Origin of the sequence: Lysobacter alkalisoli (assembly GCF_006547045.1) — a bacterium.
Classification (GTDB): domain Bacteria; phylum Pseudomonadota; class Gammaproteobacteria; order Xanthomonadales; family Xanthomonadaceae; genus Marilutibacter; species Marilutibacter alkalisoli.
On the sequence record NZ_CP041242.1, the window covers coordinates 810730 to 832888 of the forward strand.

Annotated in this window: 19 protein-coding genes and 1 pseudogene; 10 read left to right on the plus strand and 10 right to left on the minus strand. The window is 67.7% G+C overall.

The genetic code is table 11. The annotated features are described in order from the left end of the window. Positions 1 to 138: 138 nt before the first annotated feature. Positions 139 to 480: a hypothetical protein gene (locus FKV23_RS17110; protein WP_167284930.1), complete on the minus strand. Its 342-nt coding sequence runs from the start codon at positions 478 to 480 to the stop codon at positions 139 to 141. Between the two features lie 278 nt (positions 481 to 758). Between FKV23_RS17110 and FKV23_RS03450 the strand changes: the two genes are divergently transcribed. The 6 genes and pseudogenes from FKV23_RS03450 (at position 759) to FKV23_RS03470 (ending at position 6654) form a co-directional block, all read left to right on the plus strand. Further along, a complete protein-coding gene (locus FKV23_RS03450) occupies positions 759 to 2159 on the plus strand; it encodes a TolC family protein (protein ID WP_244244147.1) in 1401 nt (466 codons plus the stop codon). Next, positions 2156 to 3181, plus strand: a complete 1026-nt coding sequence (locus FKV23_RS03455) for an HlyD family secretion protein (RefSeq protein WP_141622600.1) — start codon at positions 2156 to 2158, stop codon at positions 3179 to 3181. The genes FKV23_RS03450 and FKV23_RS03455 overlap by 4 nt, the downstream gene beginning before the upstream one ends. Before the next feature lie 116 nt (positions 3182 to 3297). Further along, positions 3298 to 3531, plus strand: a pseudogene (locus FKV23_RS17650) (ABC transporter permease); the annotation flags it as partial. Between the two features lie 80 nt (positions 3532 to 3611). Further along, the gene (locus FKV23_RS03460; RefSeq protein ID WP_279633032.1) at positions 3612 to 4355 is read left to right on the plus strand and encodes an ABC transporter permease; all 744 of its coding nucleotides are present in this window, start codon (positions 3612 to 3614) and stop codon (positions 4353 to 4355) included. Then, entirely contained in the window at positions 4352 to 5479 is a 1128-nt protein-coding gene (locus FKV23_RS03465) for an ABC transporter permease (RefSeq protein ID WP_141622601.1), read from the plus strand. Before FKV23_RS03460 ends, FKV23_RS03465 begins: the two co-directional genes overlap by 4 nt. Before the next feature lie 65 nt (positions 5480 to 5544). Next, complete coding sequence (locus FKV23_RS03470) at positions 5545 to 6654, plus strand: metal-dependent hydrolase (protein WP_141622602.1); 1110 nt, start codon at positions 5545 to 5547, stop codon at positions 6652 to 6654. On the opposite strand, the gene FKV23_RS03475 is transcribed toward FKV23_RS03470, so the two are convergent. The 9 genes from FKV23_RS03475 to FKV23_RS03515 form a co-directional block, all read right to left on the minus strand. Next, on the minus strand, positions 6648 to 7481 hold the full coding sequence (locus FKV23_RS03475; RefSeq protein WP_141622603.1) for a class I SAM-dependent methyltransferase: 834 nt from the start codon (positions 7479 to 7481) through the stop codon (positions 6648 to 6650). The two genes, FKV23_RS03470 and FKV23_RS03475, sit on opposite strands and share 7 nt — an antisense overlap. 238 nt (positions 7482 to 7719) lie before the next feature. Continuing rightward, on the minus strand, positions 7720 to 8733 hold the full coding sequence (gene dusB / locus FKV23_RS03480) for a tRNA dihydrouridine synthase DusB (RefSeq protein ID WP_141622604.1): 1014 nt from the start codon (positions 8731 to 8733) through the stop codon (positions 7720 to 7722). Between the two features lie 50 nt (positions 8734 to 8783). Continuing rightward, positions 8784 to 9851 (minus strand): PepSY-associated TM helix domain-containing protein, encoded by a 1068-nt coding sequence (locus FKV23_RS03485; RefSeq protein WP_141622605.1) that lies wholly within the window; start codon positions 9849 to 9851, stop codon positions 8784 to 8786. A gap of 19 nt (positions 9852 to 9870) precedes the next feature. Further along, positions 9871 to 12009 (minus strand): TonB-dependent receptor, encoded by a 2139-nt coding sequence (locus FKV23_RS03490; RefSeq protein ID WP_167284932.1) that lies wholly within the window; start codon positions 12007 to 12009, stop codon positions 9871 to 9873. Positions 12010 to 12127: 118 nt separating this feature from the next. After that, complete coding sequence (locus FKV23_RS03495; protein WP_141622607.1) at positions 12128 to 12475, minus strand: YegP family protein; 348 nt, start codon at positions 12473 to 12475, stop codon at positions 12128 to 12130. 65 nt (positions 12476 to 12540) lie between these two features. Next, the gene (locus FKV23_RS03500) at positions 12541 to 13545 is read right to left on the minus strand and encodes a ribokinase (RefSeq protein ID WP_167284934.1); all 1005 of its coding nucleotides are present in this window, start codon (positions 13543 to 13545) and stop codon (positions 12541 to 12543) included. A gap of 107 nt (positions 13546 to 13652) precedes the next feature. Beyond that, positions 13653 to 15020: a NupC/NupG family nucleoside CNT transporter gene (locus tag FKV23_RS03505; RefSeq protein ID WP_141622609.1), complete on the minus strand. Its 1368-nt coding sequence runs from the start codon at positions 15018 to 15020 to the stop codon at positions 13653 to 13655. A 74-nt stretch (positions 15021 to 15094) separates the two neighbouring features. Continuing rightward, the gene (locus FKV23_RS03510) at positions 15095 to 16231 is read right to left on the minus strand and encodes a GGDEF domain-containing protein (RefSeq protein ID WP_141622610.1); all 1137 of its coding nucleotides are present in this window, start codon (positions 16229 to 16231) and stop codon (positions 15095 to 15097) included. Between the two features lie 125 nt (positions 16232 to 16356). Further along, positions 16357 to 16935: a TMEM165/GDT1 family protein gene (locus FKV23_RS03515; protein WP_141622611.1), complete on the minus strand. Its 579-nt coding sequence runs from the start codon at positions 16933 to 16935 to the stop codon at positions 16357 to 16359. Positions 16936 to 17230: 295 nt separating this feature from the next. Here FKV23_RS03515 and FKV23_RS03520 point away from each other — a divergent pair, with 295 nt between their 5' ends. From FKV23_RS03520 to FKV23_RS03535, 4 genes are all read left to right on the plus strand, one after another. Then, a complete protein-coding gene (locus tag FKV23_RS03520) occupies positions 17231 to 18199 on the plus strand; it encodes an aldo/keto reductase (protein ID WP_141622612.1) in 969 nt (322 codons plus the stop codon). Positions 18200 to 18397: 198 nt separating this feature from the next. After that, positions 18398 to 18526 (plus strand): hemin uptake protein HemP, encoded by a 129-nt coding sequence (gene hemP / locus FKV23_RS17455; protein ID WP_407067666.1) that lies wholly within the window; start codon positions 18398 to 18400, stop codon positions 18524 to 18526. A gap of 291 nt (positions 18527 to 18817) precedes the next feature. Further along, the gene (locus tag FKV23_RS03530; RefSeq protein ID WP_141622614.1) at positions 18818 to 21097 is read left to right on the plus strand and encodes a TonB-dependent hemoglobin/transferrin/lactoferrin family receptor; all 2280 of its coding nucleotides are present in this window, start codon (positions 18818 to 18820) and stop codon (positions 21095 to 21097) included. Between the two features lie 49 nt (positions 21098 to 21146). Beyond that, on the plus strand, positions 21147 to 22121 hold the full coding sequence (locus tag FKV23_RS03535) for a DUF6607 family protein (RefSeq protein WP_141622615.1): 975 nt from the start codon (positions 21147 to 21149) through the stop codon (positions 22119 to 22121). The last annotated feature ends 38 nt before the right edge of the window (positions 22122 to 22159 follow it).

Below are 22159 nucleotides of genomic sequence, written 5' to 3' on the forward strand. Positions count from 1 at the left end.
CCCCTGTCTTGATGCCCAACGGGGGAGAGGGGTGGTTGCAGGCCACCGCAGCGTGATTGGCAAGTGAACTCCTGACAGACGGCGGCGGCTCGCCATCGGCGGACAGGCACCCGGGCGTGGGCGCCTGTCCGCCTGACCTCACGGTTGCCGTTCCTGGGGCCGGACTTCAGCCTTCGCGATCGCCTGGGACGGAGCCTGGCGGGGGGCGAGTTCGACCTTGTCACCGGCCAGCAGTCGATTGAAGGTCTCGGGGCCGATGGCTTCTTCCAGCTGCTTCTTCTTGCGGTCGTAGACGATGCGGTACTCGGGGTACGGGGTGCGGGCGCCGAGAACCATGCGGACATGGCGCTCGCTGACGCCGGAAATTTCCGACAGGGCCTTGACCGAAGCTTCGTCTGCGGATGCGGGGGAGGGCGCGGCGATGAGGGCTACGCTGATGGCGGCGAGGGAAAGCACGCCGAAGTTGCGGGGGGTGTTCATGGCGGTCTCCTGGTGGGTGTGCCGGGTACCTGGCGGGATGCGCAGGCCTCTCGTGCCCCGGCAGTGACTACTTCAGGATTCCATCGCGGTTATGACAATGGGCGATGCCCGGCTGCTATCAGTTGGTGCCGATGCAAGAACAGGTCGCCTGGCGGTGGCTGTCTGTGCCGTGGGGCGGGCATGATGACGAGGTGAACGCCCTGTCCACGCGTGTTCAGGCATGCTCGCGCCGATCGAGGAAGACCGGGGGGCGGATGTCCAGACAGTGCGGGGCGCGTATCGGAGGCGGGGGACGGCGGGCCTGGGTCGCATGTTGGGTTTCGCTTCTGATTGCCCCGTCTCTGATCGCCGCCAGCGCCACACAGGCACAACCGCAGCCCGGACACGTGCCGCTGGATTTCGAGCAGGCACAGCGGCGCCTGTTGGAGGTGTCCGACGCGATGGCGGCGGCGGAAGCCGGAGTGCGCGGCAAGGCGGCCGAACTGGAGGCGAGCCGGCGCTTGCGGCTGCCCGAGATCGGTATCGACGTCCGTCGCATCCAGTTCGAGAAGACCCTGGAGCTTCCGCTGGGATCGCTGGCGCCCGTGGCCGAGGACTACGGGATCCAGTCGCCATTGACGTTCGAGTTTCGCGACTGGCGCACGCGCCCCTCGCTGACCGCGATCCTGCCGCTGTATACCGGCGGACGCATCCCGGCCGCCCGCAATGCCGCCGCCGCGGCCCTGCGCCAGAGCGCTGCGGAGCGTGAGCTGGAATCGCAGTCGTTGATGGTGCAACTGGTGCAAGCGTACTTCGGCCAGCAGCTGGCCGAGCTTGCCGTGGACGTGCGCCGCGACGTCCGCGATGGACTGGAGCGCCACTTGGCCGATGCGCGCGCGCTTGAGCGGGAAGGTATCGCGACCCGTGCGCAACGGTTGCAGGCAACGGTGGCCCGGGATCGAGCCGAGCGCGACTACCAGGCCGCGATGGGTGATCTTGCAAGCGCCCGCGCCACGCTGGCCCTGCTGTTGCGGGCCGGCGGCGATGTCGAGCCGACCTCGGGGCTGTTCGTCCACGATGCTCCGGTCGAGACGCTGGATGCACTCATCGCCTCAGCGGCTACCAGTCACCCGCAGCGCCTGCGGCTGCAGGCGCTGTCCGAACAGGCGAGCGAGTCGGTGCGCGTGCATCGCGCGGAACTCAAGCCGCAGGTGTTCGCGTTCGGCCAGTACGACCTGCGGCATGGTGATGCACTGTTGACCGACCCCGACTGGGTGATCGGACTGGGGCTGAAGTACACCTTCCTTTCGGGAGGCGGGCGGATGCAGCGGCTTGCCGCGGCGCACGCGCAGCACGATCGTGCCGAGGCCGGGCTGCGCGAAGCCGGCAACCGGATCGAGATCGGCATGACCCGTGCCTGGAACGCGATGGAGACCGCACGCCGGCAGTTCGGACTGCTGGACAGTGCGATCGCCGAGGCGGAGGAGAATCTGCGCCTGCAGGAACTGTCGTTCCGCGAGGGCATGGCGACCTCGCTCGATGTGGTCGATGCCCGGCTGGCGTTGGGGGCGGTGCGGGTCGAGCGGGCGCAGGCGGCGTATGCGTACGACGTCGCGCTCGCGCAGCTGCTGGAGGCCGGCGGCCAGGCGCACCGCTTCCTCGAATATTCCCATACCGCGGACAAGGTGCTGGTGCCATGAACGACGACCTGCAAAGGGATGCTTCAACGCCAGTGGCGGCAGGGCCCGGTGCAAGGGCGCGGCGATGGTGGCCGCTGCTGGTGGTGATGGTGCTCGGGTTCGGGATCTGGCTCGCATTCCGCGCGCCTCCGGACCGGGTCCAGGCGATGGCCGATGCCGACAGCGTGAAGGTTGCGGCCAAGATCACCGCCCGGGTGGCGCGCCTGCTGGTGCGGGAGGGCGACCGTGTCGAAGCGGGGCAGGTGCTGTTCGAACTGGACAGCCCGGAGGTCGCAGCCAAACTCGAACAGGCCGAGGCGATGTTGGCTGCGGCGCGCGCGCAGGCGGAAAAGGCGGAAGAGGGCGCGCGCAGCGAGGAGATCCGGGCCGCCGAAGCGAACTGGAAACGCGCGGCGGCCGGGCGCGATTTCGCTCACGCCACCTGGCGTCGTCTCGAGAATCTGCATGCCGAGGGCGTGGTCAGCCGGCAACGTCGTGACGAGGCGCTGGCGCAGGCGCGCAGTGCCGAGGAACAACAGGCGGCTGCGCGGGCGCAATACGACCAGGCCCTGGCGGGCGCGCGCAGCCAGGATCGCGATGCCGCGCAGGCACAGGTCAGGCAGGCAGAGGCGGCGGTGGCGGAAGTACAGGCGGCGCGCGCTGAAGTGGCCGGGCATGCGCCGGTTGCAGGCGAGATCGGCACACGACTGGTCGACGTGGGCGAACTGGTGCCGGCGGGCTACCCCGTGTTCACCCTGGTCGACCTCGATGCGATGTGGGTGGCCATGTACCTGCGCGAGGATCAGTTTGGCGGCGCGTCGGTCGGCAAGCGCATCAACGGCCACATCCCCGCGCTCGAGCGCGAGGACGTCGAGTTCGAGATCTACTACATCGCCCCGGCCGGCGATTTCGCCACCTGGCGCGCGACCCGGCAGTCGTCCGGCTACGACGTGAAGAGCTTCGAGGTCAGGGCCCGGCCGGTCGAGCGGATCGAGGGGTTCCGGCCCGGCATGAGCGTGCTGTTCCGGTGGCCGCAGCGCTGACTACTACCGGAGCAGGCGCAATGCAGCGGATGCTGGCGGTCACGCGGCGCGAACTGGTCTTCCTGCGGCGACATCCCTGGGAAGCGGGCATGTCGACCTGGCTGCCCTGCCTGATGATGGCCCTGCTCGCCTGGCAGTTGAGCGCCGGCGGCATCCGCGAACTGCCGATCGCGGTGGTCGACCAGGATCGTTCCGAAGCCAGCCGCGAACTGCTGCGCGGGCTCGACGCCAGCCCCGGACTCCGGGTCAGCGCCCGCCCAGGCGACCTCCGGCAGGCCTGGTCGCTGGTACGTCGGCTGGAGGTGTATGCCGTGGTCTATCTGCCGCCACGCAGCATGGAGGTGAAGGTCGGGGAGCCCGGCACCGTGTTCGCCTACTACAACGCCAGCTATCTCAGCGCTGGCCAGTCGGCATCGCGCGATATCGGGATGTGGTCGATGCGTTCAACCGTCGTCTGGTGCAGCGCGAGGTGGCGCTGCAGACGGGTCCTGGAAACGTACGCGGCGTGCCGGTCGCGGTGCAGGGTACGGTCCTGTTCAACGCTGCACGCAGCTACGAGCGATTCCTGCTCGGGCTGTTCTTCCCCGCGCTGCTGCTGCTGGCTGCGGCGATGGCGATGGTCAGCGCGTTCGGACGTGAGTTCCGCGACACAACCGCCAGCGACTGGCTCCACAGCGCCGATGGCCGCATGTCGGTGGCGGTGATCGGCAAACTGCTCCCGTACATCGCGTTGTTCATGCTCTATGGCATGGCCGGCATCCTGTGGATCTGTGCCCGCAGTGGTGCACCCGCGGGCAGTCTGCTGATGCTGGCGGCCGGGCAGGCGGCGCTCTACGCGGCCTATGGCGCGGTCGCGCTGCTGCTGGTCGGCGCGACACGCGACATGGGTACCTCGTTATCGGTGATGGGGCTGTACGCAGGCACCGCAATGGCGTTCAGTGCGGGCACCTTCCCGATGCTCGAAGCGCCGCTGTTCGCTCGCGTGTGGAGCACGCTGCTTCCCTTCAGCCACTACGTGAAGCTGCAGGCGCAGCAACTGGACATGGGGTCGGCGTGGACGGTGTCGCTGTGGCCGTTGGCGATGCTGCTGCTGTTCGTGGTGATCGCGGGCGGGCTGGGCCTGAAGATGGTGATGCGCGCGTTGCCCGCACATGCCGGAGGAAAGTCCTCGTGAGGACGTTCTGGCACGCTCTGCGTGCGACCCTGCGGGCGGTTTTCGCCGACCGCTATGCACGCAACACGATGATCGGCGCGGTGGTGCTGTATTCGTTCCTGTATCCGGCCGCATACCGGCATGAAGTGGCAAGCCGATTGCCCGTGGCCATCGTCGATCAGGATCGCAGTCCGATGAGCCGCGACCTGCTGCGCACGATCGATGCGGTGCGCGCGGTGAAGGTGGCGGCGGCAACGGAGTCGGTCGATGCGGCCGCGGCACTGGTCCGGCAGGGCAGGGTGGAAGGCATCGTCGTGATCCCGGCCGGTTTCGAGCGCGACATCCTGCGCGGCGGGCAGGGGCAGGTGGCACTGTATGGCAACGGTGCCTTCCTCGGGCGCGCGAGTACCGTGCTCAATGGCGTTGGCGATGCGGTACGCGGGTTCGCGATGGATGCGGCACGGGTTCAGGCGCGGTTCGCCGGTGCGCCGACGCAGGTGCCGCTGCAACTGGTGCAACGACCGCTGTTCAATACCCGCGAGGGGTACGGCAGCAGCATCGTGCCGGGCGTGGCGGAACTGATCGTGCATCAGACCTTGCTGGTCGGAATCGGCGTGCTTGCCGGCGGGATGCGCCGCAGGCGCGGACGGCGACTGTCGTGGCGGCCGGTCGAGTTGGCCGGTATCGCGACCGCCTTCCTGCTGATCGGCGCCTTCGGCCTGCTGTACTACAGCGGCCTCGCCTTTTGGATTCAGGATTATCCGCGCGGCGGCAACCTGGCGGGACTGCTGGTCGCGGGCGGGTTGTTCCTCGCCGCCACGGTCCTGTTCGGCCTGTGGCTGGGCAGCTTCTTCAGTACCCGCGAGCGGGCGTTCCAGTACGTGGTGGCGACCTCGCTGGTGCTGTTCATGCTCGCCCACCTGTCGTGGCCGGTGACCTCGTCGCCGGATGCGCTGCGATGGCTGGCGGCCCTGTTGCCAAGCACGCCGGGAATCAACGCCATGGTGAGGCTGAACCAGATGGGCGCTTCGCTTGGCGAGGTGGCGCCGCAACTGTGGAACCTGGCGGCGCTGGTCGTGCTGTACGGGCTGTCGGCGCTCTGGCGCTATCGCGCCAGGGATCGAGCAGGGGGATTTCGTTACTGACGGCATGTCCACGGACACCAGACAGCGGTTACGCTCCCGGTTACGAGTCGCCATCCTCCAACTGCATGGATTCCCTCACCCAGATCGTCCTCGGCGCTGCCGTCGCCGCGGCCATCGCACCGCCGCAGCATCGTCGCGCGGCCCTGCTGGCCGGCGCTGCGCTCGGCACCCTGCCGGACCTGGACGTGCTGCCGGTCAACCTGCTCACCGACGACCCGGTGCTGCGGATGACCTGGCACCGCAGCTTCAGTCATTCACTGCTGGTGCTGCCGCTGGTCGCCTGGATGATCTGGGAATGGTGCCGGCGGCGTGGCGGGCGGGTGGCCGAGTCGCCGCGGCGCTGGTTCTGGGCGATCCAGCTGGCCTTGTGCACGCATCCGCTGCTCGATGCATTCACCGTCTACGGCACCCAGTTGCTGTGGCCGCTGCCGTTCAAGCCGGTGATGTGGTCGAGCGTGTTCATCATCGACCCGCTGTATACGGTCTGGCTGCTGCTGGCTTGCATGATCGCGTGGTTCCTGCGCGAACGGCTGGCGGCGCAACGGATGCTGCTGGTCGGGTTGTCGCTGAGTTCGCTGTACCTGCTGGCCTCGCTGGGTGCCAAATCGATGGTCGAGCGCGAGGCGGAGCGTTCGCTTGCGGCGGTGGGACTGGAGGACGCGCCGCGGTTCTCGGTGCCGATGCCGTTCAACATCCTGCTGTGGCGGGTAGTGGCGATGACGCCATCGGGCTTCGTCGAGGGCGAGCGTTCGCTGGTCGTCGACCGCGGAGCGATGACGTTTCGCGAGTATCCCTCCGACCGGCACGCCATGGCGACGGTATCGGACTACTCCGCTGTGCGCCGGCTGGCCTGGTTCAACCACGGCTTCATGAAGGCCGAGCAGCGCGACGGGATGCTGGTGCTCAGCGACCTGCGGATGGGAGCGGAACCCGATTACAGCTTCCGTTTCGTGGTGGCCGAGCGCGACGGCGAACGCTGGCGCGAGATTCCGTCGCGGCAGAAGCAGTGGCCGTGGGAGGCGAGTCGCAGGCTGGGGGGCATGTGGCAGCGGATCTGGCACGCGCCGGTCGATGAGGCTGCTCCGGCGGCCGCCGCGGCCACCGGAGTGGCTGGTGAGACGGAGAGAAGAGGAAGCGGGCCGGCCGGTGCCCGATCGCGCACGGCCGATCAGTAGACCGTCGCGCGCGCCTGTACGAAGGCGTAGAAGAACACCGCGTTGGGGTCGTTCTGCACCTGGTGCATTTCCTGGCGCATGCCCTCGACCACGTCGGGGGTGACCTTGCCGGCGGCGATCAGCTGTTCGGCGGCAGACAGCAGCAGTTCTTCCCAGAACGCGATCATGGTCTTGCGCCGGGCCGGTTCGCGGTTGTCGAAGTAAAAGGTCTTGACCTCGGTGGCGACGTCGCGGAAGCCGCCGGCCAGCAGCAGGTTGCCGAGCTTGGCGCCGACGAACGGATCGCCGCCGCTGTCGTACTGGAAGTCGTTGAAGGCCATCCAGTAGCGCCAGGTGTTGGGTGAGTACGGGTCGAGCAGGAACGAGGAGTTCATCACCTCGGTGATGTAGACGGTCGAGCCGGGCGCCAGCACCCGGCGGACTTCGTTGAGGACACGCGCCGGTGCGGGCACGTGTTCGAGCACCCAGCACAGGAAGGCGGCATCGAAGCTGCGCGGTTCGAATGGCAGTTCGGTGGCGTTGGCGTGGTGCAGTTCGTAGCGGCCCTGCAGCCAGGGCATCCGGCCGAGGTTGTCGCCGGCGGCGGCAAGCTGGCTCTCGTTGAGGTCGACGCAGGTGATGTGCAGTTCGGGAAAGCGGCGCAGCAGGATTTCGGTCTGCGCGCCGACGCCACTGCCGACCTCGAGCAGGCGCCGGGCGCTGCCGTAGTCGATGTTGTGGAAGATCGTGGATTCGGCCAGCCGCGCCTGTTTGACCAGGCGTGCCTGTTCGGTGGGCGAGAAGCCGTGCAGGTAAGGGAAGTCGCAGGTGGTGTCGGCGTCGCTCATGGCGGAATCTGCTCGGGAGTCACGGCATTCTATGTCGCCCCTGTGAGATCGGCGGGGAAGCAGGTGGCCCTGCCTTGGCGCGACACGCCGCAAGTACGTCCTTGTAGGCTCATCCGCGGCATCCATGCCGCGGAAGGTCGCACCAAGGCAGGACCACCTGCTTCTGGAAAGTTGGCCGGTACCCACGGGAAGGCACTCGTAGCCCGGGTAAGGCGAAGCCGCACCCGGGGAGGGCTGGTCACGCTGCGACCGGCAACTCCGGTGCCACTCCCGCGACCAGCGCATCGAAGTAGTCGCGGGTCAGGCGCAACTGCGCCTCGGCGCTCTCGGCGCGGTTGACCACGGCGCGGAAAGAGGTGTTCTCGGGACGATCCTTGGCGTACCAGCCCAGGTGCTTGCGGGCGATGCGCACGCCGGACTGCTCGCCGTAGAACGCGTGCAGGTCGCGCAGGTGACCGAGCAGGATGTCGCGCACTTCCTCCAGCGTCGGCGGCGGAAGAAAGCCGCCGGTGGCGAGATGATGCGCGATCTCGCGGAAGATCCATGGCCGGCCCTGGGCGGCGCGGCCGACCAGTACTGCGTCGCAGCCGGTGTGGGCGAGCACTTGTGCGGCCTTCTGCGGCGAGTCGATGTCGCCGTTGGCGAATACCGGGATCGACAGTGACGCCTTGACCTCGGCAATGGTGTCGTACTCGGCCACGCCGGTGTACTGCTGGTCGCGGGTGCGGCCGTGGATGGCGAGCGCGGTGATGCCGCTGTCCTCGGCGATGCGGGCGATGGTTCCTGCATTGCGCCGGTCGGCGGCCCAGCCGGTGCGGATCTTCAGCGTCACCGGTACTTCGGCGGCATCCACCACTGCGGAGAGGATGCGCGCGACCAGCGCCTCGTCGCGCATCAGTGCCGAGCCGGCCCAGGCATTGCAGACCTTCTTGGCCGGGCAACCCATGTTGATGTCGATGATCTGCGCGCCGTGGGCGACGTTGTGGCGCGCGGCCTCGGCCATCACCTCCGGTACGGTGCCGGCGATCTGCACGCTGATCGGGTCGGGCTCGCCATCATGGTCCATGCGGTGGCGCGACTTGGCGGTATTCCAGAAACGCGGGTCCGAGGTGGTCATCTCCGACACGCACAGCCCCGCGCCCAGGCGCTTGCAAAGCACCCGGAACGGTTTGTCGGTCACCCCGGCCATCGGCGCGAGGATCACCCGCGGCGCGATGCGATGGGGACCGATGTGGAAGGCATTGGCCGGCATGGCGCGCATTGTAGCCGCGCACGGGTGGCCGCTCCGGGATAGCCGTTCAGTTACTTCCCGCGTCGGCGCCGCCAGAACAGGAAGCCGGTGACCAGCAGGAACACGGGCATCAGCCCGGCCAGCAGGGTCAGCCAGCGCATCGTCGCACCGCCGACCGCGCCGATATGCAGCGGGTAAATTGCCTGGAGGATGCGGGTGCCGGCCGGGTCGGCGGTGGCGTCGACGACCTGCAGCAGGCGGCCGCTGTTGTCGAGGTGGATGGTGCTGCGTCCGAACGGGTGCCATTCGCCCGCCGCACGGGCACGGAAGCCGATCACGCCGTCATCGGCCGAGACCGAAACCCGGCTCACGCGCGCGCCGGGCAGGGCGGTGCCGGCCTCGGCCAGCACGCGATTCCAGTCCGGCCGGCCGGCCGCTCCCGCCGCCGCCGGCGCGGTGTGGGTCGCACCGCCAAACAGTGCCGCCAGCACGATGCGGAAACCGTTGCTGTAGATCATGCCAACCCCGGTCAGGGTGACCAGCAGCACCAGTGGCAGCAGCACCACGCCGCTGCTGCGGTGCCAGCTGAGCCAGCGCCGCACCGGCGGACCGGCGTGGACCTTCAGTTGTGCGAGCATCCGCCCGCGCTTGGGCCACCACAGGTACAGGCCGCTGAGCAGCAGACCGAGCGCGATCCATCCGGCGACCCCGAGCGCTTCCTTGCCGGCCCGGCCGCCGAGCAGTTCGACATGCAGTTCGTGCAGCCACAGCAGCCAGTCGTCGTGGTGGCTGCGGGCCAGCAGCAGGCGGCCGTCCTCAGGCGAGAAATAGCCGCGTTGGCCGTCCGCGAAATAGCCCTGCCAGACCGGCAGTTCATCGCGCGGCAGATCGAGCGAACGCAGTCCCTGCGGTTTCCACTCATCGACGATGCGTTCGAGCACACGACCCTCGGCGACCGGCGCATGGCCGGTCAGCTGAGGATGCTGCAGCTTCAGCAGTTCGACGTGGAACACCAGCACGCTGCCGGTCAACGCGACCACGGCGAATATGCTGCCGACCACCAGCCCCAGCCAGAGGTGCAGCCACGACAGCGCCGCCCGCAGGCGACGTCGTGACCATGACTTGCTGGAACCGTTCACGCCTGCGCCGTCGCGATGCTCAGAACCGGTGCGACCAGCCCACTGTCAGCACCCGGCCACGGCCGGCGGTGTAGGTGTCGTTGCGCGGTGGCCTGACCTGGGAGTAGTAGGTGATGTACTGCCTGTCGAGCAGGTTCTCGATGCCGATATTGAGCGTGCCCAGCGCCAGCCGGTAGCGGCCCAGCAGATCGACCGTGGTGTAGCCGTCGAAGTCGTCGTCGCTGCTGTCGAAGTCGCGGTCACGGGCGTGGCTGGCCTGCAGGCGGGTATCGAAGCGGGGTGCCCACACCTGGGTCCAGAACGCGGTCAGGCGATCCGGGCCGATGTTGGTCCCGGGCAGGTTGCTGTCGACACGGTCGTCCCCATCGCTGTCGTAGCGGCCGCGGGTGCGGGCGTAGGCCAGACCGATGCGGCCAGCATCGGAAAACCGGAACGCGACATTGCCTTCGAAGCCGTGGATCTCGGTGCGCTCGCGGGCGACGTTGAAGACCTGGGTGACCGGGTCGTAAGACAGCCGGGAACCGAGGTCGGAGTCGGACCAGTAGGCGGCGAGATGCGCGATCCATCGGCCGTCGTCGTAATCCAGACCGACCTCACGGTTGTCGGCGACCACCGGCTGCAGGTCGACCAGGCTGTCGACCCGTTTGCCGGGCTCGTTGATCGCACGCAGCACGCGGCCGATGTCGGCGACCGTGTAGCCCTCCGAGTACGAGGCATACAGTTTCAATGCGTCGCTGGCCTCCCACACCATGCCGAAATTGGGCAGGGTCTCGCTGGTGCTGGGCCTGCCGCCCTCGACGGGCTGACTGCCATAGACCGGCATCGTGGTGTAGTCGTCGACGTCGAGTTTGCCGCGCTCATGGCGCAGGCCGCCGGTAAACAGTACCGGGCCGATCCTGTACTCGGCTTGCAGCAGCGGCGAGACCGAGGTGTACACCGTCTTTGGCACCCAGTACCAGGACTCGCCGGTGTCGCCGTCGAGTTGCTGCCAGGTCTCGTCGCGGGAGGCGTCCAGACCCAGGGTCAGGCGCAGCGGCAGCTCGCCGATGCCGTCGCGCGACCAGGTCAGCTTGGCGCCGAGCTTCTTCGACACGTTCTGCGACTGCGCCATCAGGCTGTCGCTGCCCGGTCCCCAGAATGCGTTCCACGACGATGCGCCGTAGCGGGCCTCGAAGTCGGCCTTGTAGAGCTGGGCCTGGAGATAGCCGCCGCCGAGGTCGCGGTCGGTGTAGTCGAGCGCGGCCTGGGTCATCAGGTTGCGCGGCGGGTCCATTGGCGGGCGGCCCTTGGCCGAGGTCGCGGGAATGCCGGCGGCGGCATCGCCATCGACGGTGCTGTAGTCGCCGTCGCCCTCGACCTGGTAGCGGTTGAGGCTCAGCTGCAGGCGACGATCGGGGCCGATGTCCCAGCCGCCCTTGGCGAACAGATTCCAGCTTTGCGAATCCATCAGGTCGCCCTGAACTTCGTCGACCGGGAGCGCGTTGCCGTTGCCGTCGTAGTACAGACCTTCATGCGCATACGAGGCACCGCCGACGAAGTCGAACGCGCCGCTTCGGGTGCCGAACAGATACGCGCCGCGCCAGCCGGTGGCGTCGTCCTCATGCGGCAATGTGCTGCTGGCGGCGAGGGTGACGTCGTGAAACGTTTCGCCATCCCCGCGCGGGGCGCGCTTGGTGATGATGTTGATGATGCCGCCCGACGCGCCCAGACCCTGCAGCGAGTTGGCGCCATGAATGACCTCGATGCGCTCGATCATCGCCGGATCGATGGTGTGACTGTCGCGGCCGCCCGCGCGCAGCGGCGTGGACTGCGGCACGCCATCGACCAGATACAGCGGTTTGCGCCCGCGCAGGGCCTCGCCACCGTTGGTCATCTTCTGCCGTGCGGGCGTGAACGAAGGCACCAGGTTGGCGAGCACCTGGGTGACGTCCTGGGTGATCGCCAGCTGCTGTTGCAGCTGTTCGCGGTCGATGATGGTGATGGTGTTGGGCAGCGCCGCCTCGGAATCGGGAATGCGGCTGGTGCTGGCAGAGACGGTGATGCGGTCCAGCTCGACGGCACTGTCGTCAGCGCTGCCCTGGGCCAGCACGGGGGACAGCGGGAGCGCGGCCAGCAGGGCGCAGGCGAGGGGGAGAGACGGGGCATCGGGCACTTCCATACGGCAGGGGCTGCGTATGTTAGTGCGAATGATTATCAATTTGAACTGGGTCGGGGAGGGCTGGACCATGGCCAGGACAGCTGTCCGAGCGGAGCGGAGCGGAGCAGGCTCGGGCCGGTCAGGCGACGGCGGCGTCGGTCTTGTCGATCACCAGCGCGCTCGGCGCATTGAGCATCACCGAGTCGATGCCGTTGTCGCGCGCGGTCTTGCTGCTGTACATCTGGCTGTGGCCGATCACCTGGCCATTGCCGGCCGTGAGGGTGAAGTAGGGGCGGCCATCCTTCGCCACCAGCCGGTCGAAAAAGGCCTCCTGCTCGCTGTGCTTGCGGACCGACTCGACGCCGTTCAGGCATGAAGCCTTGGCCTGGTATCCCTCGCTGGTCAGGATGACCTGGCCGTTGCCCGCACGCAGGTTGAACTGGAACTCTCCATTGCTGCGAGTGGTGATCTCGAATCGACCGGCCATCCCTGCATCCCCTCTTCTTTTTCGCGACGTACATCACGAAAACGAAGGGTAGCTGGGTGCCCAGGTCAGGCCGTATTTATTTTTTGTTCATATTGCCGGCGGTCTGGGAAGCGTTCCGCCAGCTCATGCATGCGTGGCATGGCTTCGGCCGCGCCGTGGCGTTCGGTGGAAAGCGCTGCGTAGTCGACAGCGCGGCGAACGTGGGCGGCGAAGGGCTGGCCGGGCGCCGATGCCAGTGCCGCGGCCAGGGCGCCATTGAAGGCATCGCCTGCGCCGGTGGTATCGATCGCATCCACTTGCGGCGCCGGCTGGCGGTAGCAGGGGGCGGTGTCGCCACGCAGGTCGCCGGCGGGATGGGAGACGAAGCAGCCGGCAGCGCCGAGCGTGATCACGACGGTACCGTGTGGCAGGAGCTGGCGGCACAGGGCATGCAGGGCATCGTCGGGCTGGCTGGCCAGAGTGACCGGGTCGGCATCGGCACCGAGCCGCTTCAGCTGCATGCAGAACTCGGTTTCATTGGGGGTGGTCAGGTCGGCCAACGCCCATAACTCCGGCGTCACCACGGCATCGGCCGGAGCCGGGTTGAGCAGGGCGCTGGCGCCGTGCCGGCGGGCGACGGTGAAGGCCTCTAGCACCGCATCGACCGGCGACTCCAGTTGCGCCAGGACCACGCCGGCGCCGACGAAAGCGGCATCCTGCGCACGCACATGCGCGGGCGACAGCGCCGCATTGGCCCCCGGCCCGATGACGATGCTGTTGCGGCCGTCGGCATCGACATAGATCCCGGCGGTGCCGGTCGGCTGGCTGCTGCTCTGGGCATGCAGGGCGATGCCGTCGCCTTCGGCCAGTTCGCGCGCCAGCCGGCCACCTGCATCGTCGCCGAGCGCGCAGACGAATGCGGTCGTCGCTCCCGAACGCGCCGCGGCGACCGCCTGGTTGAAGCCCTTGCCGCCGGGTCCGCTGCGATAGCGTCCGGCCAGCGTCTCGCCGGGACGGGGCAGCATGTCCGTCGACCACACATGGTCGACATTGAACGAACCCACCACAACGACTTTGCTTTTCGCGGTCATCAATCCCGCCCTCGATCCGAAGCCCGGAAGGAGCGAAGCAACCCGGGCGATGACAATGGTTCCGGGTGCGCCCTTCGGGCTGGCCCCGGCTACAAGATTCCGTCGCCTCAGGCGAAGTGGGTCAGCACACCGGCGATGGTGGCGGTCATCAGGGTGGCGATGGAGCCGCCGAGCACCGCGCGCAGGCCGAATCGGGCCAGGTCGTGGCGGCGGTCCGGGGCGATGCCACCGATGCCGCCGATCTGGATCGCGATCGAGCTGAAGTTGGCGAAGCCGCATAGCGCATACGTCGCGATCAGCCGGCCCTGGTCGGTCAGGGTCACGCCTTCGACGTTGCCGCGGATGATATCGCCCAGTTGCACGTAGGCGACGAACTCGTTGAGCACCACCTTGGTGCCGATCAGTCCGCCGATGGTGTTGGCGTCCTGCCACGGCACACCGATCGCCCAGGCCAGCGGGGACAGGATCGTCCCCAGGAGCGTCTGCAGACTCAGGTCGATCCGATGGCCGGTCATTGCGGCCCAGCCGTCCTGCCAGCTTGGGAAGTGATAGAAGTTCCATTGCCCGTCGCTGTAGCCGACCGGAATGGTGAAGTGGGACGCCCAGACGAAGCCGATGGCACCGTTCAGGACCGCGATCAGCGCGATGAAGGCCAGCAGCATCGCGCCCACGTTCAGCGCCAGCCTGAGGCCGTCGGAAGCGCCGGCGGCAGCGGCATCGATGACGTTGGTGGTGGTCTTCTCGACATCCATCCGCACCGTGCCGAGGGTCAGCGGAGTGTTGGTCTCGGGTACCAGGATCTTGGCGATGATCAGGGTCGCCGGTGCGGCCATGATGCTGGCGGTAATCAGGTGCTTGGCATAGAACGCCTGTTGCGCCGTATCGCCGCCGCCGAGCAGCATCACGTAGGCGCCGAGCACGCCGCCGGCGATCGTCGCCATGCCGCCGACCATCAGGGTCAACAGCTCGGATTCGGTCATCTTCGAGATGTACGGCTTGACCACCAGCGGCGATTCGGTCTGGCCGATGAAGGCGTTGGCGCACACCGACAGCGTTTCCGCGCCGGACACCGGCATCAGCTTGGTGATCACCCAGGCCATGCCCTGCACGATCTTCTGCATCACCCCGAGGTGGTAGAGCACGCTCATGAAGCTGGCGAAAAAGATGATCGTCGGCAGCACCTGGAACGCGAACACGAAGCCGAACTTGTCCGGATCGGTGAAGTCGCCAAAGATGAAGCGCGCGCCCTGGGTGGTGAAGCCGAGCAGCTTGACGAAGCCGGTCGACAGCGCGTCGAACACGTGCGCTCCCCATGGTGTGAGCAGGACGAAACCCGCGATCAGCAGCTGCAGCCCCAGGCCGATTGCGATCAGCCGCCAGTTGATTGCCCTGCGGTTGGCCGAAAATACCCAGGCAATGGCAAGCAGGACGGCCAGGCCGAACAGGCCGAACCCGATCCGGGTCAATGTCTCCACTCAATCCCCCTGCGGCGCTCCCGGCCGCTGAAAACGATGCTGCAGACTAGCAGATTGCCGGTGCTGCGCTCCCGTCAGCCTTCGCGCAGCACGACCCGGTTACGGCCGGTTCGCTTGGCTTCCTGCAGGCGCAGGTCGGCGCGGCGCAGCAGGGCCGAGAGACTGCGGCCGTCGTGGGGATAACTGGCCAGACCGGCACTGAAATGCAGGTGCATCGGCTCGCCGCCGCGGTCGGATTCGAAGGCATGTTCGCCGATGATCCGGCGGATCGCGTCGACCCGCTCCCAGGCGGTGCCGATCGGCTTGCGCAATACCAGCACGAACTCGTCGCCGCGCACCCGCGCCAGCCATTCGCCGCTGTCGGTCATGGCGTCGAGGGTGTCGACGAACTGACCCATCGCCCGGTCGGCTCCGCTGAGGCCGATCTCGTCGTTCAGGCGGCGGAACCGGTCCAGGTTGATCAGCGCAAGGGTCAGGCTGCAGCCTTCCTCGTCGGCGGTCTCGAACAGCTGCGGCATGCGGTGGATCAGCCAGGTGCGGTTGGGCAGGCCGGTCATGTCGTCGGTGCCCGACATCTGCACCAGTTGTTGCGTCCGATAGACCACCATGGCGGCGATCAGGGTGGCAACCACCAGCAGGACCAGCCGCTGCCACTGGCTGCCGGCGGTGACGGTGCCGTAGTCGGTGGAGATCAGGGCCTCGGGCGAGGGCGCGATGGCGATCACGATCACCGCCAGCAGACCGTACTGGACCAGCGCCAGGCCGCCGGCGAGCAGGGTCACCCGGCCATCGCTGCGCAACGCGGTCAAACCGATCGCGAGCAGGTAACCGCACCAGACGATCAGGCTGTTGAGCGCTGCCGGCAAGTGCTGTGTGGCCAGCAGCGCCAGCACCAGGGTGACCGTGGTGATGTCCGCGGCGGTGGTCACGAACGGCAGCCAGCGGAAGTGCCGCCGCCGTCGCGACAGCGCCAGCCAGACCTGCGCGACCACGTTGAACACCACAGCCCCAGCCAGGCCGATCAGGCTCTCGTCGATGCGCCCGCCACCGAGCATGTTGGCCAGCGGCAGCAACAACAGCAGGGCGGCGGCGACCGCGCGCAGACGGGCGACCATCAGCTCGCCGCCGGCCCCGACCTCCAGCATGATCTCGTCCGGGCGCGACAGCAGCGTCGAGACGATGGCCTTCAAACCGCGCTCTTCTGCAAGCATGCCTGTCCCCGGGCGGCGATAGCAGCGATAGTTCGGCAGGATAGCGGTTGCCGCTGGCGTTCGCCCGGTTGGCGCCGATCGGCTCGGAACGGCCAGGTCGGACCGGTCCGCTCGGGACGGCCGGATCAACTGACCAATGCGAGCCAGAACGCCCAACCGGCGAGGGCCAGGAACAATGCTGCCGCAGTCCAGCGGGCCGCTTTCAGCGGCAGCCGGGCGGCGAAGCGGCTGCCCAGCACCACCACCGGCACGTTGGCCAGCAGCATGCCAAGCGTGGTGCCGACCACCACTTCCCACAACGGGCTGTACCTGGCGGCCAGCAGCACCGTCGCGACCTGGGTCTTGTCGCCCATCTCGGCGATGAAGAAGGCGATGGTGGTAGCGATGAACGCACCGCGTGCGGGCAGGGTCTCTCCTTCGTCCAGGCTGTCGGGCTTGAGCGTCCACAGCGCCACCGCGAGGAAGCTTGCGGCCACGACCCACTGCAGCACGTCCGGCCGCAGCCACGAGGCCGCTGCCGCACCGATCCAGCCGGCCGCGGCATGATTGAGCAGGGTGGCGACGAGGATGCCGGCCACGATCGGCCACGGGCGGCGGAAACGTGCGGCCAGCAGCAAGGCGAGCAACTGGGTCTTGTCGCCGATTTCGGCGAGCGCGACCGCGCCGGTCGAAAGCAGGGTGGTGGAGAACGGCAGTGCGTCCATTTCGACTCCGGGGCCGGGCATTCGCGAGTCGCGAAGGCGGACGACGCACGGCCCGGCCCGGCCCGGGTACGCGCGACGCCTGCCTTCGGTCTTGCCCCGGTCCGTATCCATTGGATGGATGACGGTCCTGCATGCGCCATGGCCGGCTGGCCAAGTGTGTTGACGGATGCGCCGCGCAGGGCCGTGGGCCGGCGCGGGGGCTACTCCCCGGAGGAAGAGCGCGCGCATTGTAGCCTATGCGTTGTCACGGGTCCGCACCCGGGATCACCCCACCCACCAGCGTCCAGGAATCGTCATGCAATACCGCCGCCTCGGCACCTCTGGCCTCCAACTGTCCGCCCTGTCCTTCGGTTCATGGGTCACCCTCGGTTCGCAGGTCGGCCGCACCCGCGCCCGCGACCTGGTGGCCTGCGCCTGGGACAACGGCATCAACTACTTCGACAACGCCGAGAGCTATGCCCACGGCGAGGCCGAGCGGGTCATGGGCGACGTCATCGCCGACCTGCGCCTGCCGCGTGACGGATTCTGCGTGTCGAGCAAGGCGTTCTTCGGCAGTGTCGCCGATCCGCGCCCGACCCAGTGCGGACTGTCGCGCAAGCACCTGACCGATGCCTGCCACGGTGCGCTGGAGCGGCTGCGGGTGGACTACCTGGACCTGTTCTTCTGCCACCGCCCCGACCCGGACACGCCGATCCTGGAGACGGTGCAGGCGATGGATGCGCTGGTCCGTCAGGGCAAGGTGCTGTACTGGGGCACGTCGGAATGGTCGGTCGCGCAGATTCGCGAGGCGCACAAGCTGGCCCGCGCGCACCATCTGCATGCACCTGCGATGGAGCAGCCGCAATACAACCTGTTGCACCGCGAGCGGGTCGAACTCGAATACGCGCCGCTGTACGCCGAGTACGGAATGGGCACTACCGTCTGGTCGCCGCTGGCCTCGGGCGTGCTGACCGGCAAGTACAACGATGGCATGCCGGAGTCGGCCCGGCTCGCGCGTCCCGAACTGTCCTGGCTGCAGGAAAACCTGCTCGGAGCGGAGAGCGACGGGTTGCAGCGCGTGCGCCGTTTCACCCGTGTTGCGGCCGAACTCGGCGAGCAGCCGGCGCCGCTGGCGATCGCCTGGTGCCTGCGCAATCCGCATGTCTCCAGCGTGATCCTCGGCGCCACCCACAACGAACAGTTGCGGCAGAACCTGGAGGCTCTGGAGGTGCTCGAGCGGATGGACGAATCGGGCTGGCAGCGGATCAAGGCGGCGATTGGTTGAGTGCGCGCGGCCAAGTGCAGGGACGAACACGAACCCTTGACTCGTTAATGAGAACCATTATCATTCGTGACTCACCCCCAGCGAGCCACGACCATGTCCCTGCGCCAGTCGATTGCCGTTCCGTCCGTTGTCTCGTCTGCCGTCGCCCCGTTCACCCCGCGTCCCCAGCTCGATCGTCGCCCGCTCGAGTCTTCCGGGCTGCCGCGCGGTGCGCTGCTGGACAGTGACGCCCTGTTGCGCGGCACCCGTGAAGTGCTGATCCGCCACGGCGGCGAGGTCTATCGGCTGCGCCACACCCGCAACGACAAATTGATCCTGACCAAGTAGCCGGTCGGTCCACAGCTTCGTGGTCCTGCAAGCAGCGTTCTCTCTCCCTCGCCCTGCTTGCACTTCGCCAAGGAAGGCGACGCCTGCCAACGCGCCGCGCTGGCAGGCACTCTTTCATCAACGCCCGCGAACTTCGCTACAGGTGTCGCCGCGCGAGCAACCCAAGGCAACGCTGAGCAAGTCCGGCGTTGCCGTGCGTCAAGGATGGCGCTTCCCCAATCTCTCCAAGGCCGCCAGCCTGCTGTCGAACAGCTGCCAGCCCGCCTCGGTGCCAACATCGAGTCCATCTGCATGTCTGTCCACAGCACACCTGCTTCCGGCAAGTCCGGTCGCCGTTTCCTTGTCCCGAATTCACTGGCCCTGGCCGTCCTGGCATCGCTGCCGATTACCGCCGCCGCTTTCGAGGCCGGCGCCGATGCGGCTGGCGCCACGGCCGATCTCGAGCGGATCGTGGTCACCGCCACCCGCACCGAGCGCGCCATCGCCGATGTGCCGGCCACGGTCACCGCGATCAACCGCGAGGAGATGGACAAGACCATTACCCGCGACCTCAAGGATCTTTTCCGCTACGAGCCGGCGATCACCGTCACGTCCGATCCGGTCCGCTTCGGCATCGGCGACATCCGCATCCGCGGCCTGGGCGGCAACCGCGTGCGCCTGCAGGTCGACGGCATCCCGGTGTCGGACGCGTTCTCGATCGGCAGCTTCTCCAATGCCAACCGCAACTTCGTCGATCTCGACTCGCTGAAGGCGGTCGAGGTGGTACGCGGCCCGTCGAGTGCGCTGTATGGTTCCGATGCGCTTGGAGGCGTGGTGGCCCTCATCAGCAAGGACCCGGCCGACTATCTCGATGCCGGCAAGGACGGCTATTTCGGTTTCAAGCTCGGCTACGACGGCGACTGGAAAGGCCTGTTCGGCAGCGCGACCGCGGCTTTCGGCGGCGAGCGCTGGAGCGGGCTGGTCACGGCCAGTCATCATCAGGGTCAGGAAACCGGCAACAAGGGCGAGAACCGCAGCGCCGGCAGCGCCCGTACCGCGCCCAATCCGCAGGATCGCGACGGCCGCAGCGTGCTGTCCAAGCTGGTCTACGCGCACAACGCCGACAACCGCATGCGTCTGACCGTCGAGGGCAATGAAGACACCACTCATACCAATGTGCTGTCGGCGCTTGGCCCACAGGTGATGAATGGTGTTCCGACCGGGGCCACCACCACCGCGATGACCGGCCACGACCACCAGACCCGCGCCCGCGTGTCGCTGGACTGGGAGTCCGATTCGCTCGGCCTCGCCTTCGCCGACAGCCTGGGCGTGAAGGTCTACCGCCAGGACAGCGAGACTACCCAGGACACCCGCGAGGCGCGCACCACGGCGACCGCCGGCCCGCACGTGCGCAATCGCCAGTTCAACTTCGACCAGCGCGAGCATGGCCTGCAGGCCAACCTGCGCAAGGACTTCGCCATCGGCAACGTCGCGCATGCGATGACCTATGGGCTCGAACTGGCCCGCGAAAGGGTGCGCCAGAAGCGTGACGGCCGCGTGGTCTTCCCGAATGGCGTCAGTACGCCGGTGATGCCGCCGGATACGTTCCCGGTGCGCGACTTCCCCAACAGCGAAACGACCACGGCCGCGCTGTACCTGCAGGATGAGATCACGTTTGCAGGAGGCCAGGTCAGCCTGGTGCCGGGCCTGCGTGTCGACCACTACCGGCTCAAGCCCGAGCTCGACCCGATCTTCGCCGAGGACAACCCGGGCGTCGCGATCAGCGAGCTCAAGGAAACCAGCGTGTCGCCCAAACTCGGCGTGGTCTGGCGCTTCGCCGGAGACTGGTCGATGTTCGCCGGCTACTCGCACGGCTTCCGCGCGCCACCGTATAACGACGTCAACCTCGGTTTCACCAATCTGCAGTTCGGCTACACCGCGATTCCCAATCCGGACCTGAAGCCGGAAACCAGCGATGGCATCGAGGCCGGCCTGCGTTTCGCTGGCGACAGGGCCCATGCCAGCCTGTCGGCCTACTACAACCGCTACGACGATTTCATCGAGTCGCTGCGCTTCATCGGCTTCAATCCGCAAGGATTGATGGTGTTCCAGTCGCAGAACGTTGCCGATGCCGAGATCTACGGCATCGAGTTCAGTGGCGGACTCATGCTCGATGCGTTCGCCTCGGCGCTCGATGGCTGGTCGCTGCGTGCTGCGGCGGCCTGGTCGAAGGGCGAGGACCGCGCCGACGGCACACCGCTGGCCGGCATCGACCCATTGCGCGCGACCCTGGGCCTGGGCTACGACCGCGAAGCCTGGGGTGTCGAGCTGGCCGGCCGCTTTGCCGCGCGCAAACGCGACCTGCCCACGGAGGCCGGGTTCGCGACCCCGGGTTACGGCGTGCTCGATCTGCTCGCGCACTGGGACTTCGCGCCGGGCGCGACCGTCAATGCCGGCGTGTTCAACCTCGCCGACCGCAAGTACTGGGCCAGTGGCGACCTGCCGGCCGGCGCGGCCGCCAGCAGCGCCTCGCTCGACCGCTACACCGCACCTGGCCGCAACCTCGGCATCAGCCTCTCGGTGAACTGGTAAGCGCTGCACCACGCCAGCCCTCGCCCCCCACAGAATCTGGAACATCGACATGAAGCACGCCATCACAGCAAGCCACCTGAGCGCCGCGATCCTGATCGCGACCGCATTGTCCGCTGCCAATGCAGCTGCCATCGAAGCCCCGGAACAGGATCGCGAAGCCATCCTCGCCATGCAGGGCGAATACGACGTCGACTTCAGCTTCGACGAGACCGTGATCCTCGCCCCCGGTTACGAACGCAAGCCGGCCAAACGCAGCGGCGCCAGCGAGGTGGTGATCGTGGTCGAGGACAGCCCGGACAGGATCGTGTTGCAGCACCTGCTGGTCGAGCCGAAGAGCGGCCACGTCACCAAGCACTGGCGCCAGGACTGGATCTACGAAGCGCCGGCACGATTCGAGTTCAGCGGCGACCAGACCTGGACCGTGCAGCCGATCCCGGCGGAGAAGACCGCCGGCGCATGGACCCAGTGTGTGTACGAGGTCAGCGATGCGCCGCGCTACTGCGGCACCGGCCGCTGGAACCACAAGTACGGTGTGGCGACCTGGACCTCCGATCGCAGCTGGCGCCCGCTTCCGCGCCGCGAGTACACCACGCGCGAGGACTACAACGCACTCAACGTCGAGAACCGCCACACCATCGTGCCCGAAGGCTGGACTCACGAGCAGGACAACACCAAGGTCGCGCGCGATGCGGATGGCGACTCGCGCACCCTCGTGCGCGAATTCGGTTTCAACGATTACCGCCGGGACAGCGACACCGATTTCTCCCCGGCCTACGCCTACTGGAAGGCGACCGAAGGCTACTGGGCCAAGGTCCGCGCACGTTGGGATGCGTGGCTGTCACAGCCGCCGGGCCTGCACCTGAAGACCAAGGTGGACGGGATGGCGATGATCGTGCCGCTGTTCGAGCAGGCACAACGGGTCCAGGACGGCGAGCCGGTGAGAGACGCCGAGATCGACGCGGTGTTCGCGCAGTGGGTGGAACCGGTACCGCCATCGCCGCTGGCTGATACGCGGAACCGATAGCGGCAGTTCGTGGCCCGGGCACGGCGTCGATCGTGCCC

Excerpts from the sequence above, each read along its gene's own strand:
- FKV23_RS17110 (WP_167284930.1), bottom strand. The coding sequence starts at position 480 with ATGAACACCCCCCGCAACTTCGGCGTGCTTTCCCTCGCCGCCATCAGC.
- FKV23_RS03455 (WP_141622600.1), top strand. The coding sequence starts at position 2,156 with ATGAACGACGACCTGCAAAGGGATGCTTCAACGCCAGTGGCGGCAGGG.
- FKV23_RS03470 (WP_141622602.1), top strand. The coding sequence starts at position 5,545 with ATGGATTCCCTCACCCAGATCGTCCTCGGCGCTGCCGTCGCCGCGGCC.
- FKV23_RS03475 (WP_141622603.1), bottom strand. The coding sequence starts at position 7,481 with ATGAGCGACGCCGACACCACCTGCGACTTCCCTTACCTGCACGGCTTC.
- dusB (WP_141622604.1), bottom strand. The coding sequence starts at position 8,733 with ATGCCGGCCAATGCCTTCCACATCGGTCCCCATCGCATCGCGCCGCGG.
- FKV23_RS03490 (WP_167284932.1), bottom strand. The coding sequence starts at position 12,009 with ATGGAAGTGCCCGATGCCCCGTCTCTCCCCCTCGCCTGCGCCCTGCTG.
- FKV23_RS03495 (WP_141622607.1), bottom strand. The coding sequence starts at position 12,475 with ATGGCCGGTCGATTCGAGATCACCACTCGCAGCAATGGAGAGTTCCAG.
- FKV23_RS03500 (WP_167284934.1), bottom strand. The coding sequence starts at position 13,545 with ATGACCGCGAAAAGCAAAGTCGTTGTGGTGGGTTCGTTCAATGTCGAC.
- FKV23_RS03510 (WP_141622610.1), bottom strand. The coding sequence starts at position 16,231 with ATGCTTGCAGAAGAGCGCGGTTTGAAGGCCATCGTCTCGACGCTGCTG.
- FKV23_RS03515 (WP_141622611.1), bottom strand. The coding sequence starts at position 16,935 with ATGGACGCACTGCCGTTCTCCACCACCCTGCTTTCGACCGGCGCGGTC.
- FKV23_RS03520 (WP_141622612.1), top strand. The coding sequence starts at position 17,231 with ATGCAATACCGCCGCCTCGGCACCTCTGGCCTCCAACTGTCCGCCCTG.
- FKV23_RS03530 (WP_141622614.1), top strand. The coding sequence starts at position 18,818 with ATGTCTGTCCACAGCACACCTGCTTCCGGCAAGTCCGGTCGCCGTTTC.
- FKV23_RS03535 (WP_141622615.1), top strand. The coding sequence starts at position 21,147 with ATGAAGCACGCCATCACAGCAAGCCACCTGAGCGCCGCGATCCTGATC.